We start from the raw sequence: 12,586 nt of genomic DNA on the forward strand, positions 1-12,586 counted from the left end.
AGTAATTACCTCACTACCAACGGCGCTCAAAGCGACGTCGCAACAGAATGGCGCCAAGGTTCATGACGACGAGGAAGATGAGAAGAATGATGATCGCGCCGGATGTGCGCTCGACGAAGGCGCGTTCCGCCTCGTTGGCCCACATGTAGATCTGCACCGGCAGCGCGGTCGACGGCTCCATCGGCGAGCCGGGATAATCGACGACGAAGGCGACCATGCCGATCAACAGCAGCGGCGCGGTTTCGCCAAGTGCATGGGCGAGACCGATGATCGTGCCGGTCAGGATGCCCGGCATCGCCAGCGGCAGGACGTGGTGGAAGATGGTCTGCATCTTCGACGCACCGAGACCGAGCGCTGCCGAGCGGATCGACGGCGGGACCGCCTTCAACGCTGCACGGGTGGCGATGATGATCGTCGGCAGGGTCATCAGCGTCAGCACCAGGCCGCCGACGAGGGCGGCCGAGCGCGGCATGCCGGCGAAGTTGATGAATACGGCCAACCCCAAGAGACCGTAGACGATCGACGGAACGGCGGCGAGATTGTTGATGTTGACCTCGATGAGATCGGTCAGCCGGTTCTTCGGCGCAAACTCTTCGAGATAGATCGAGGCGGCAACGCCGATCGGCAGCGACAGCACGAGCACGATCAGCATCATGAACAGCGAACCGAGGGCGGCAACGCCGACGCCTGCCGCTTCCGGACGGCTCGAGGCACCGAAGGTGAAGATGCCGGTGTTGAAGCTCTTCTTCAGGACGCCGGCGCTTGCAAGCTCGTTCATCCAGGTGACCTGCTGGTCCTTGACCTTGCGCTTGCTCTCATCGACCTTCAGGTCGATCTGCCCCTTGAAGGCGGAGTCGACATTGGCTTCGGCGAGCAGTGTCACCGGTATGGTCTTGCCGATAACCGACGGGTCGGCGACGACGATGTCGCGCAACAGCGTGCGGGAGCTTGCAGACACCATGTCGGTGGCCCGCTTGACCAGCGGACGATTGCTCGGATCGATGCCGAGCTGCTTGATCAGCGCATCGCGGACCAGCAGCGGATAGTTGGCCGCCACCAGCACCTTGCCGTCGGTCGCGCGCTCACCCTTGGGATCGATGACCTTTTCGGTGAATTCGATCGGCAGCGTGATCGTCGTCTGCTGGAACGCGGTGTAGCCGTTGGAGATCACCGTCCACAGCAGCAGAGCGAGGAAGAACAGGCCAAGACTGATGGCGCTGATGCCATAGGCACGGAACCGACGCTCGGCCGCGTAGCGACGCTTGATGCCGATATCACGCTTGGCGGATGCGGGGCGGACGGAGATCCGGACGGCCGGGGAAGCGATGTCGGTCATTCGTACTGTTCCCGATATTTGCGCACGATGTAGAGCGCGTAAATGTTGAGGCCGAGCGTGATAACGAAGAGCGTGATGCCGAGTGCGAAGGCAACCAGCGTCTGCGGCGAGGTGAACTCAAGGTCACCCGTCAGCTGGTTGACGATCTTCACCGTCACCGTGGTCATCGGCTCGAAAGGATTGATTTGCATGCGGGCCGCGACACCGGCGGCAAGCACCACGATCATCGTCTCGCCGACGGCACGCGAGGCGGTCAAAAGCAGAGCGCCGACAATGCCCGGAAGTGCTGCGGGAAGGATGACCTTCTTGACTGTCTCGGAGCGGGTGGCACCAAGGCCGAGCGAACCGTCGCGCAGGGCCCGCGGTACCTGGGTAATGATGTCATCGGAAAGCGAGGACACGAACGGGATCAGCATGATGCCCATGACGATGCCGGCGGTCACGACGCTCTGTGCCTGGATGAAGTTCTGATAATTGCCGGTGACGAGACCGTTCAGTTGGGCAGAGATATCGCGCAGGAATGGGCCGACGGTCACAAGTGCGAAGAAACCGTAGACGATGGTCGGGATGCCGGCGAGCACTTCGAGCAGGGGCTTTGCCGTCGAACGCAGTCGTGGGCTGGCATATTCCGCCATGTAGATGGCGGCAAACAGGCCGATCGGCACCGCAAACAGCATGGCGACGAAGGCGATGTAGAGCGTACCGGCGAGAAGCGGGATCAGGCCGAACTGGCCGGAGGAGCCACCGCTTCCGGCGGCAGCAAACCGGGGGTCCCAGACCGTGCCGAAGAAGAACTCGAAGGGTGAAACCATCGTGAAGAAGCGGCCGGCTTCCGACAGCATAGAGGCGATGATGCCGACCGTCGTCAGGATGGCGATCGAGGACGCTACGATCAGCGCGCCGAGCATGACGCGCTCGACCTGGTTGCGGGCGCGGAAGCGGGTGGCGATGTTGCGGATGGCATAAAAGCCGCCGGCAATCGCGATCAGCAGGACGACGGCGCTCATCAGCCAGCGATTGGTGGCGCTCATCGCGTTGAAATGCTGGGCGGCGGTGATCATGTAGGGTTCGCCCTCGCCGGCAAGAGCCACGCCCTTGGCCGCAAGCGTCGAGCGAAGATTGGCCGAACCGCTTTCAAGCGCCGAAACTTCTTCGGCCGTCAACCGCTTCAGGCCGCCGGCGACCGACTTGACCTGGCCAAGCGCCAGCTCGACCGTGGCGCCGCCCTGCGTCTGCACCGTCTCGGGCAAGGTCGCCCGGGTGCTGGAGTCGATATACATGGGCGCGGCGACGAGCCAGGCGCCGAGTACGAGCGCCGCTGGAAGGATCGCCCAGATGGCGACATAGCTGCCGTGATAGCCGGGTAAGGAATGCAGATTGGAGAGCTTGCCGCCAGCCTGTGCGAAGGAGCGCGCACGACCCCCAAAATAAGAAATAAAACCAATTACAACAATGAGCAAAAGAAGAAATGAAGTACTCATCGGCACGTCTCCGCGGCGTGACGCTCAATGCGCTGCCGGCAGTTCGGATGGAGGCATGCCCCGGCGCGAGACCATCGCGCCGGGGCTTGTCAGTATCAGAGCATGTTGCCGGCTGCGAAAGCCTTGCGAACTTCTTCGCGCTCGGCGTCCGGAGCAGCGACGAGGCCGTATTCTGCAAGCGGGCTTTCCGGGCCGATCATCTGATCGTCGAGGAAGAACTCAACATATTCCTTGAGGCCCGCGATAACGCCGAGATGTGCCTTCTTGACGTAGAAGTACAGCGGGCGGGAAACCGGGTATTCGCCGGAAGCGATCGTTTCGGTCGACGGAACGATGCCGTTGACGGTGGCGACCTTCAGCTTGTCGGCGTTGTTTTCGTAGAAGGACAGGCCGAATACGCCGATGCCGTTCTTGTTGGCAGCGATACGGGCCAGCGTTTCGGTGTAGTCGCCGTCGATGTCGACAGCCATGCCGTCCTTGCGGACTGCGACGCACTTGCTGTGCTGCTGCTTCTCATCGGCAACGGCGGCCTTGATGACGTCAATGGCGCCAGCTTCCTTGCAACCTGCGGCCAGGATCTTCTCTTCGAAGACTTCGCGCGTGCCGTGCTTTTCGCCCGGGATGAAGGCGGCGATGTCGGCGTCCGGCAGAGCGGAGTTGACTTCAGACCACTTCTTGTAAGGGTTGGCAACGAGCTTGCCGTCGACGACGATTTCGGCAGCCAGACCCTTGTAGAGATCAACGGGCTTCAGGGCGAGGTCGGCGTTGCCGGCGTCGGTTGCGAAGACGATGCCGTCATAACCGATCTGGATTTCCTGGATCTCGGTGACGCCGGCGGCCTTGCAGGCCTCGACTTCGCTGTCCTTGATCTTGCGGGAGGAGTTGGCGATGTCGATGGTATCAGGGCCAACGCCCTTGCAGAATTCCTTCAGGCCGGCCGAGGAGCCGCCGGATTCGACAACCGGGGTCTTGAAGTCCGGGAACGTTTCGCCGAACGTCTCGGCGACGATCTTTGCGTAGGGAAGAACGGTCGAGGAGCCGGCGACCTGAACCTGATCGCGCGCGGCAGCCACGCCGGCGAATGCGGCGGATGCGACAAGCGCCGCTACGGTGAGTTTAAGAGCTTTCATAAAAGTTCTCCCGGAATGGGCTGGTGTTGAGTGCGCCAAGCGTTGCAGCGCTCTTCGCCGTTTGATCGGCTGCCCCTAACTAGCCGCCGATAGCCACACCTTTTATGTCAGTTTCGCGAAACATTTATGACAGCTCATGTCATTGAAAATAATAATGAAAAATGAACACAGCGGCATTATCCCGCGCCAATATGTCAAAAGCGCACGGTAAACACCGTGCCCTTGCCCAACTCCGAGTGGATCAGGAGCCGCGCGCGGTGGCGGGTCAGGATGTGCTTGACGATCGCAAGGCCGAGACCGGTGCCCTTTTTCGAGCGGCTGGCCTCCACATTGACGCGATAGAACCGCTCGGTGATGCGCGGCACATGCTCGGCCGGAATGCCGGGGCCGTAGTCTCTGACCACGACCTCCGCCTGCCCGCCGTCGTCGCCGGAAAGCTCGACATCGACCCTCTTGCCTTCCTGGCCGTATTTGCAGGCATTCTCGATCAGGTTCTCGAAAACCTCGATCAGTTCGTCGCGATCCCCCTGAACGACCACAGGCGTCTCGGGCATTGTCAGCGTGATCGTCACGTCAAGATCGCCCGCAAGCGGAGCAAGACTGTCGCGGACATGGCCGAGCAGCGGCCGCAGATCGATCGTATCGTCTGGCGCGATGTGCGATTTCAGCTCCAGCCGCGACAGCGACAGGAGGTCGTCGACGAGGCGGCTCATGCGCGTCGCCTGCTCGTGCATGATGCCGAAGAACTTCTCCTGCGCCTTCGCGTCGTTGCGCGCCGGGCCTTGCATGGTTTCGATGAAGCCGCGCAGCGACGCCAGCGGCGTGCGCAACTCGTGGCTGGCGTTGGCGACGAAGTCAGAGCGCATGCGATCGATGCGGCGGGCCTGCGAAATATCGCGGTAGGTCAAGAGAAAGATCCGGCGCCATGGGCCATCGCCACCGATTTCGGCTGGCGCCACCCGGACCACATAGACGGCATCGGACGGCAGCCGCTCGGTGTGCTCGATCTGGTTGATCTTGCCGGTCGCGATCGTCTCGCGGACCATATCGAGAATGCCGGGCGAGCGAACGCGGGCGGCAAGATAGCTGTTGGGCGGGATGGTGCCGAAAGCCTTTTCGGCAGCGATGTTCTGGAAGACGACCGTTTCATCGACAGCCACCACCAGCACCGGCATATCGAGCGCGTTCAGGGCTGGGATCAGGGCGTCGCTGGCCGCGCCCGCAACCGCGGCCACCTTTGCCGCTTTTGCGGCCTTCGGTAGCACCGAAGGCGCGCTGCGGTTGAGCAGGGCTGCGGCAAGCACGATCCAGAACGGCAGCACGACGAGGAAATGAATGCCGGCGACGGTCGCAAGCGCGGCGAGCAGCGCCGTCAGGCCGAGGAGCCAACGTTCTGCCTTCAGTCGCGGCACGAGCATCCGCCAGAACGCCTTGGAACCGTCCAGCACGATATCCTCATGAATCACTTTGTCTTCCTCCCGACCCTAAATGGTCGAGAGATAGCGACCGTTCATGACATGATTTTCACGACGCGCTTGAATCCGCAATGCAATTGTGGCCTCCTCACAGGAAATCGCTCGGGCTGGAGGAAGACCAAATGGCGTCAACGCAGGCAGCAACGAAGACCGAAAGCCGGGCGGTAGAACTCGATATCGGCGGCAAGAAGCGGCTCTTCGACATCGACAATCCCGAATTGCCGAAGTGGATCGACGAGGCCGCGTTCTCCTCCGACGACTACCCCTACAAGAAGAAGCTCGACGACGATGAATACCTGAAGACGCTGGAAAAGCTGCAGATCGAACTGGTCAAGCTGCAACTCTGGCAGCAGGCAACCGGCAAGCGCATCATCGCCCTGTTCGAGGGCCGCGACGCGGCCGGCAAGGGCGGCGCGATCCATGCGACCAGCGGCAACCTGAACCCCCGCTGGGCGCGCGTCGTCGCGCTGACGAAGCCGACAGAAACCGAGCGTGGGCAATGGTACTTCCAGCGCTACATCGCGACGATGCCGACATCAGGCGAACTCGTTCTCTACGACCGCTCTTGGTACAACCGCGCCGGCGTCGAGCCGGTCATGGGCTTCTGCACGCCCGAGCAGCACGAGCAATTCCTGAAGCAGGTGCCGCGCTTTGAAAAGATGATCGTGCACGAAGACATTCAGTTCTTCAAATTCTGGATCAACATCGGCCGCGAGATGCAGCTCAAGCGCTTTCACGACCGCTGCCATGATCCTCTGAAAATCTGGAAGCTGTCGCCGATGGATATCGCCGCACTCAACAAATGGGACGATTATACCGATAAGCGCAACCAGATGCTGAAAGAGACCCATACGGACCAGGCGCCATGGACCGTGGTGCGTGGCAACGACAAGCGGCGCGCCCGTCTCAACCTCATTCGGCACATGCTTTCCAAGCTCGATTATGAGGGCAAGGACAAGGACGCCATCGGCGAGGTCGATGACAAGATCATCGGCTCGGGCCCCGGCTTCCTGAAATAGGCCCGCGGCCTGTCGCGCAAAAGTGCGCAGCGATTTTGCGACAACGACATGCGCAAGAAAAGACGCGCGGCGCTGTAAAGCGCAACAAGAGAACACTTGAGATCGGGACGCGCTTTAGCGTCAGCCGGCCGCCCGTCGGTCTATACCCACCTGCGTTGGGATTATTGACCCGGCAGGACGCGGATGGCGTAAAGGTTCATGCCCTTGCCGCCGCCGCTGATGTCGCTGTTGATGACGATCTGCCCGGCAGCACTCGGCGCAAGGCTGCGATCGAAGGTGACCTTGAACAGCATGTCGACCCGTTCGTCATGCAGGGTGAAACGGTGGCGACCGCACTCGCCCAGCGAAGAGAAGTTGCACTCCACCGCAAACTCGGTCGACTTGCCAGGTGCGGCCTGGACGGTCAACGCCAGTGTCGACGTCTTGCCTGAAAGCTCGGCCAGGATCGCGGCCGGGATCTCGATGGTCACGTCACCGTCGGCATCGGCATTCCCAGATGTCAGCAGGGCGCGCGGTCCGCCATCGTCGTTGACCTGTTCGGCGGTCGCCTGCGGGCCGGGCGTGATCGCGCCTGTCTTGCCGGGCGCATACACCTCGACCCAGTCGCCGGTGAAGCCTTCCTGGGCACCGAGGGTCTGCAGACCGGCGGCACCGTCGAAATCCTGCGATGCCACTGTTGCCGGCGGGTTGGCGACATTGGTATCGCGCGCGGCCGGCGACTGCAGCAGATTGTTGGTCTCGACCCACCAGACGGCAGCCACGACCGCGGCGGCAAGCGTCGCAACGACCATGGCGAGCGAAAGCAGACGCCCCCGCTTGCGTCGACGCTTGCGACCGTCCGTCGCGCGCGCTTCCGGCGCAACTGCGCCTCGGCCTTCATGCGACTGCCTGGCCGCGACCTCGCCGGCCGCTGCCGTCGAGACAACGGGGCCATCGCGGTCGGCGCGAAGGCTGCCAAGCCCACCGTCATTCGGCGCATCGCGCGGTGCCTGGCCGGCGAAAGCCGGCTCGCGGCGGCCGCTAGCGGGCGCGGACGGCTGCAGCTCGGGCCTGCTCGTTGCTGTATCGCGTGGCGTGACCGCGTCGTCGAGGCTGACCGAAGGGGTCGGCGCCGGGCGTGCCTTCAACGCCGCGCGCTCCTCGGTTTCGATCGCATGGATGACCGCTTCCAGCCGATGGCGCTGCTGGGCGACGACGTTCTGATCCTCGATTCCCTGCTTCTGCAGCCCGGTTTCCAGCGCCTGTCGCGCAGATTGATAGATGCGCGCCCGCGTTTCGGCGTTGGTTCTGTCGGAGCGCTCCAGCGCATTTCGGATTGCAGTTTCGAGTCCGCTCACGTCAAATCCTTCTGTGCACACCGGGCCTTACAGCGCCGCGCGTCAAATATGACGCGTAAAGGACGCTGTAACGCCTTAAATCTGCTGCATAATCCTATCCCTGAATCGGATCCGATTTAAAGGATTATGCAGTAGCCCCCGCCGGCGCTCGGCATTCGATCGGTGCCTTTTTCATCATCCGCAAGCTCTTATCGGTTAATTCCGGATGCACGCCGTTGGTTTTGTTAACAATTGCGTAACCGCTGCTTTCAAAATCCGCAAGTCCGACGCGCCGGCAGCCCCGGCAACGGCGGGGAAAACTGCTTCCGAACCGTCGCTTCGCTTCGAAAATCCGCATCTTTGCAAGCGCGCAACTTGCTGCTATCTATTTTGACGTTTACGCAAACGTCAAAAATTTCATGGGATGGAGAACTCGATGTCGCTGCCGCCAATTCTTTCCGGAACGACGAGACTGCCTGTTGTCGGCGCACCCTTGTTCATCGTCTCGCATCCCAAACTGACGATCGCGCAGTGCAAGGCAGGAGTGGTCGGGTCCTTCCCGGCATTGAACGCCCGCCCGCAATCGCAGCTCGACGAGTGGCTTGCCGAAATCACCGAAACGCTGGCCGACCACGACGCCAAGAACCCCGGCCGTCCGGCTGCCCCCTTTGCCGTCAACCAGATCGTCCACAAGTCCAACACCCGCCTCGAACAGGACCTGATGCTCTGCATCAAGTATAAGGTGCCGGTGGTGATATCATCGCTCGGTGCCGTGCCCGAGGTCAACGCCGCCATTCATTCCTACGGCGGCATCGTGCTGCACGACGTGATCAACAACCGCCACGCCAATTCGGCGATCCGCAAGGGCGCCGACGGCCTGATCGCCGTTGCAGCGGGCGCGGGCGGCCATGCGGGCACGCTCTCGCCTTTCGCCCTCGTCCAGGAAATCCGTTCCTGGTTCGACGGCCCCTTGCTTCTCTCCGGCGCGATCGCCAATGGCGGCGCCATCCTGGCAGCCCAGGCGATGGGCGCCGACATGGCCTATATCGGCTCGCCCTTCATCGCCACGCAAGAAGCGCGCGCCAGCGACGCCTACAAGCAGATGATCGTCGACAGCAATGCCGCCGACATCGTCTATTCCAACTACTTCACCGGCATTCACGGCAACTACCTGAAGCCATCGATCTTGGCGGCTGGCATGGACCCGGAAAGCCTGCCGGAAGCCGACCCGTCGAAGATGGACTTCGCCCAGGCCACCGAGGGCGCCAAGGCCTGGAAGGACATCTGGGGCTGCGGCCAGGGCATCGGCGCGGTCCGCGAGGTCACTTCGGTCGCGCATATGGTCGATCGGTGGGAGCGCGAATACGACGCCGCGCGCGCCCGCCTCGGGCTCCGCCCCGCCCCCACGATCGCCGCCAACAAGGAATTTTCAAGTTCTCGAAACTGATGGCTTGAAATCTTGGCGCTTTGCGTTTATCAGCGCCTCACACTTCGTTCCGCGGACTTTTCGCGGAACCGCCTCAGGGCCGCTTTAGCTCAGTTGGTAGAGCACATCATTCGTAATGATGGGGTCAGCAGTTCGAGTCTGCTAAGCGGCACCATTTTCCTTCAAAGAAATGAGCACTGTAGCGGGATGAAAGTCTGAAGCTGGCCGAAGGTCAGCTCGTCTTGCCACGCATGAGCGGCCGGCAAGAGGTCCATTTCGAGGAAGCCGATCGATGTCGCTTAAAGTCAGCCGTTTTCAAGTTCACGAGGATGCCGTCCAGGCCAATGTCTCCGGCCGGACCTGTTCCTTGTCGGCGCTGGAGATCGGCGGCGAGGTGTTTGTCGTGCTCACCTGGCTCGGAAACAAGGACGCGGGCCTGCGCCGTCCGGAATACGTGCTGCCGTTGGCGTCGATACCGCATCAATCGCGCGAACCGGATGCCGGCTCGCCCTATCGCTGGATCCTGACAGGGACGTTGCCAATGTCGCTGTTCGACGGCAGCGCATCGCGGCAGGTCCGTCGACAGCACGGCGTCAGCCCCGGCCCGGCGCTCAACCTGCCGCTACCCGGCGCCACATCCTGATCTGCAGTCAAACGACAGCCTACTGCATGTTTCCTTAAATCCTATTCGATTTAAGGACAAAAGACATGCAGCAATTCAAAGTGCTACAGCGACCTTTGCGCGTCTAATAAGACGCGCGGCGCTGTCGACCGCTCGCTCACGCCGCCGGCTGGCGATCGGCCCCTTCCGGCGCTGGCACACGCCATGTCGCGCGAATGCCGCGACCACGGCAAGGCCCGCCAGAATCGCGGCTGCGGCCGGAAGCACAGATGGCGAGGCCGCTTCGACAAGCAGACCGCCGATGCCCGTGCCCAGCCCGACGCCGACATGCATCGCCGACAGGTTGAGACCGATGCCGGCTTCCGCCGTCTCGGGGCTCTGGCTGATCAGAAAGCTCTGCACCACGGGCGAAATCATCCAGCTGATGCAGCCCCACAGCATCATCACCACTAGGAACAGCAGGCGCATCTCGGACATGAAGGGTACGGCGATCAGCGCAAGCAGGTAGGCGAGCGGCGTCAACCGGATCGCCAGCCGCGGCGGAACGGCATCGCTGAACCGGCCGCCGAGATATCCACCGCAGACGCCGGCCACGCCGAAGGCGAAAAAGGCTGTGACGACCTCATCGCCCCGCATCCCGACGATCTCGGCCAGATAGGGTGCGAGATAGGCGAACAGGATGAAGTGACCGCCGATCATCAGCACCGACACGAGCTGCGCGCAGACGCAGGGTAGCGAGCGCAGATGGCCGGCATAGGAGCCACCGTGCGCCGGCTTCGACCGACCGCCCCCCGGTACGAACCAGCCACATGCCAACATCACGCAGGCCGCAAACAGCTCAAGGCCGATAAAGACGCTGCGCTCGCGGCCGCCATGCCGATGCGGGCGGCAACCAGGACGCCGTAATTCGGGCTGGCAGCGGCCACGACGTTGCTTGTGATGAAGAGCCCCAGCGTCACTAAAAGCAGGGTCCTGCGCTCCAGGCGCGCCGTCAGCATGAGGGCTGCCGGCGCCGCCAACGCGAATGTCACGGAGAAGACCGACGTCAGCTGCCCGGCGAGGCCGATCGAGACGCCGAGCCCTGACGCCACATCGGGCAGGATGCCGATGACGAGATTTTCCGCCGTGCCGGTGGCGAAGGTCGCCAATGCGAGGAGAAGAAGGGGGATGTTCATGTTGCCTTTCCCGATCGGTGGACGCCACGATCGGAAAAGGTCTTCCCGGTGTGGCGACTGGTTGCACACCGGGTTTCGAGGCAGAGCTTCGGTTATCCCTTTGACCGCGCTCCTAGCACGGATCGGCGCCTGCGAGAAGCGCCAAGGTCCGCCGGCTGGGCCGCCGCCTAAGCAGCCGCTATCTGCACAGCGCCACCATAACGCGAGAACCCGGGAAGTACCCGCTTGCATCCGCCGGCCCGGAATGCTGTCATCGCGCCGTCGCGAAAGCACAGTCTGATGCGGCTCGTTTTGTTTCTGCGTGGGGCGCCGATGATTGAGAATGCGCGTATTAAGATCTCGACGGCGCGGATGCCGGCAATGATGACGATCATCCTCCCCGTTGTCCTCTCGCTGGGGCTTGCCGGGTGCGGTGGCAAGCCCAAGGGCGTGATGACGCCGGTCGCCCTGACGGCACAAACACCGAAAACCTCACAGGTGGACATGCTGGTCGCAACGACCCGGCAGCCTTCCGGCGATCCTGCGACTCTGTTTTCAGGCGAAAGAGACGTCAACACCTTCATGACCGATGTTTCGGTATCGATCCCTCCGGATTCGGTGCGCAAGCCCGGCACCGTGCAATGGCCGCGCAAGCTGCCGCCCAATCCGGCGACCGACTTTGCGGTAACGCGGGTGCGGGAACTCGACACACTTGCCGACGGCAAGGCCTGGTTCAGGCAGCACAGTGTCGGCGGCCACACCTTCGTTTTCGTTCACGGCTTCAACAACCGCTACGAGGATTCCGTCTTCCGGCTTGCGCAGATCATCCATGATTCCGGCGCCCAGACAACGCCGATCCTGTTCACCTGGCCGTCGCGCGCCAATGTGTTCGAATACAATTACGACAAGGAAAGCACGAACTACTCGCGCACCGCACTCGAGGATACGCTGCGCATCCTCGCCGACGCGCCTGATGTCAAGGACATCACCATCCTGGCCCATTCCATGGGCACCTGGCTGACGATGGAATCGCTCAGGCAGATGGGTATTCGCGACGGCAACGTCCCCTCGAAGATCCAGAACGTGATCCTAGCCTCTCCCGATATCGACCTCGACGTCTTTGCCAAGCAATGGGTGGAGATGGGCAAGAAGAAACCGAAGTTCACGATCTTCGTCTCGCAGGACGACCGTGCGCTCGCGCTTTCGAGTTTCATTTCCGGTGACGTTTCTAGGCTCGGCGCCATCGACCCATCGAAGGAACCCTATCGCACGGACCTGGAGAAATCCGGCATCACCGCCATCGACCTGACCAAGGTTGAGACCGATGACGGGCTGCATCACGGCAAGTTCGCCGAAAGCCCGGAGATCGTGCAATTGATCGGCCAGCGGCTGATCAAGGGCCAGACTCTGACCGATTCCAACATTTCGGTCGGCACGGGCATTGCGGCCGTCGTCGCCGGCACAGCCAGAGGCGTCGGCAACGTCGCTGCGACAACGCTGTCCGCGCCGGTCAGCATCATCGAGAATCCACGCCCGACGAAAAAGCGGCAGGTGGTCGGCGACACGCTGTCCGAAGACCAACCGAAGCCGCTGGTGATCAACTGAGTGGACGTTTCGAGGGCCGACC

The 12,586-nt window shown here is 62.2% G+C and carries 11 protein-coding genes and 1 tRNA gene; 5 read left to right on the forward strand and 7 right to left on the reverse strand.

All coding sequences use genetic code 11. The features are described from left to right. Positions 1-13: 13 nt before the first annotated feature. The 4 genes from pstA to phoR all read right to left on the reverse strand — a co-directional run bounded on the left by pstA (position 14) and on the right by phoR (position 5,413). Positions 14-1,336, reverse strand: a complete 1,323-nt coding sequence (pstA, locus tag ASD02_RS02315) for a phosphate ABC transporter permease PstA (RefSeq protein ID WP_025425797.1) — start codon at positions 1,334-1,336, stop codon at positions 14-16. Next, positions 1,333-2,817, reverse strand: coding sequence for a phosphate ABC transporter permease subunit PstC (pstC, locus tag ASD02_RS02320; RefSeq protein ID WP_025425796.1), 1,485 nt, complete (start codon positions 2,815-2,817; stop codon positions 1,333-1,335). Before pstC ends, pstA begins: the two co-directional genes overlap by 4 nt. A gap of 95 nt (positions 2,818-2,912) precedes the next feature. Beyond that, the gene (locus ASD02_RS02325; protein WP_025425795.1) at positions 2,913-3,947 is read right to left on the reverse strand and encodes a substrate-binding domain-containing protein; all 1,035 of its coding nucleotides are present in this window, start codon (positions 3,945-3,947) and stop codon (positions 2,913-2,915) included. A 194-nt stretch (positions 3,948-4,141) separates the two neighbouring features. Beyond that, positions 4,142-5,413, reverse strand: coding sequence for a phosphate regulon sensor histidine kinase PhoR (phoR, locus tag ASD02_RS02330; protein WP_025425794.1), 1,272 nt, complete (start codon positions 5,411-5,413; stop codon positions 4,142-4,144). Positions 5,414-5,544: 131 nt separating this feature from the next. On the opposite strand from phoR, the gene ppk2 reads away from it, so the two are divergent. Next, positions 5,545-6,441: a polyphosphate kinase 2 gene (gene ppk2 / locus ASD02_RS02335; protein ID WP_025425793.1), complete on the forward strand. Its 897-nt coding sequence runs from the start codon at positions 5,545-5,547 to the stop codon at positions 6,439-6,441. Positions 6,442-6,602: 161 nt separating this feature from the next. Here the strand turns inward: ppk2 and ASD02_RS02340 are convergent, their stop codons facing one another. Further along, positions 6,603-7,778 (reverse strand): hypothetical protein, encoded by a 1,176-nt coding sequence (locus ASD02_RS02340; protein ID WP_025425792.1) that lies wholly within the window; start codon positions 7,776-7,778, stop codon positions 6,603-6,605. 415 nt (positions 7,779-8,193) lie between these two features. Here ASD02_RS02340 and ASD02_RS02345 point away from each other — a divergent pair, with 415 nt between their 5' ends. From ASD02_RS02345 to ASD02_RS02355, 3 genes are all read left to right on the forward strand, one after another. Then, complete coding sequence (locus ASD02_RS02345) at positions 8,194-9,204, forward strand: nitronate monooxygenase family protein (protein ID WP_025425791.1); 1,011 nt, start codon at positions 8,194-8,196, stop codon at positions 9,202-9,204. A gap of 78 nt (positions 9,205-9,282) precedes the next feature. Next, positions 9,283-9,358, forward strand: a tRNA-Thr gene (locus ASD02_RS02350). A 117-nt stretch (positions 9,359-9,475) separates the two neighbouring features. Then, positions 9,476-9,826 carry a hypothetical protein gene (locus tag ASD02_RS02355; RefSeq protein ID WP_025425790.1) on the forward strand — a complete coding sequence of 117 codons (351 nt, stop codon included), beginning with the start codon at positions 9,476-9,478 and terminating at the stop codon, positions 9,824-9,826. Positions 9,827-9,901: 75 nt separating this feature from the next. Here ASD02_RS02355 and ASD02_RS39480 read toward each other — a convergent pair whose 3' ends face one another. Both ASD02_RS39480 and ASD02_RS39485 read right to left on the reverse strand, forming a co-directional pair. Then, the gene (locus tag ASD02_RS39480) at positions 9,902-10,624 is read right to left on the reverse strand and encodes an MFS transporter (protein ID WP_051509152.1); all 723 of its coding nucleotides are present in this window, start codon (positions 10,622-10,624) and stop codon (positions 9,902-9,904) included. Next, positions 10,624-10,980 carry an MFS transporter gene (locus tag ASD02_RS39485; protein WP_051509151.1) on the reverse strand — a complete coding sequence of 119 codons (357 nt, stop codon included), beginning with the start codon at positions 10,978-10,980 and terminating at the stop codon, positions 10,624-10,626. Before ASD02_RS39485 ends, ASD02_RS39480 begins: the two co-directional genes overlap by 1 nt. 360 nt (positions 10,981-11,340) lie before the next feature. On the opposite strand from ASD02_RS39485, the gene ASD02_RS02370 reads away from it, so the two are divergent. Further along, entirely contained in the window at positions 11,341-12,564 is a 1,224-nt protein-coding gene (locus ASD02_RS02370) for an alpha/beta hydrolase (RefSeq protein ID WP_244494167.1), read from the forward strand. Positions 12,565-12,586 lie beyond the last annotated feature (22 nt).

The organism is Ensifer sp. Root1252 (genome assembly GCF_001425885.1).
GTDB classification, from domain to species: Bacteria; Pseudomonadota; Alphaproteobacteria; order Rhizobiales; family Rhizobiaceae; genus Ensifer; species Ensifer canadensis.

What these genes read in the sequence shown, in the direction of transcription:
- ppk2 (WP_025425793.1), top strand. Translation starts at nt 5,545, where the DNA reads ATGGCGTCAACGCAGGCAGCAACGAAGACCGAAAGCCGGGCGGTAGAA.
- ASD02_RS39485 (WP_051509151.1), bottom strand. Translation starts at nt 10,980, where the DNA reads ATGAACATCCCCCTTCTTCTCCTCGCATTGGCGACCTTCGCCACCGGC.
- pstC (WP_025425796.1), bottom strand. Translation starts at nt 2,817, where the DNA reads ATGAGTACTTCATTTCTTCTTTTGCTCATTGTTGTAATTGGTTTTATT.
- ASD02_RS02370 (WP_244494167.1), top strand. Translation starts at nt 11,341, where the DNA reads ATGATGACGATCATCCTCCCCGTTGTCCTCTCGCTGGGGCTTGCCGGG.
- ASD02_RS02345 (WP_025425791.1), top strand. Translation starts at nt 8,194, where the DNA reads ATGTCGCTGCCGCCAATTCTTTCCGGAACGACGAGACTGCCTGTTGTC.
- pstA (WP_025425797.1), bottom strand. Translation starts at nt 1,336, where the DNA reads ATGACCGACATCGCTTCCCCGGCCGTCCGGATCTCCGTCCGCCCCGCA.
- ASD02_RS39480 (WP_051509152.1), bottom strand. Translation starts at nt 10,624, where the DNA reads ATGTTGGCATGTGGCTGGTTCGTACCGGGGGGCGGTCGGTCGAAGCCG.
- ASD02_RS02355 (WP_025425790.1), top strand. Translation starts at nt 9,476, where the DNA reads ATGTCGCTTAAAGTCAGCCGTTTTCAAGTTCACGAGGATGCCGTCCAG.
- ASD02_RS02325 (WP_025425795.1), bottom strand. Translation starts at nt 3,947, where the DNA reads ATGAAAGCTCTTAAACTCACCGTAGCGGCGCTTGTCGCATCCGCCGCA.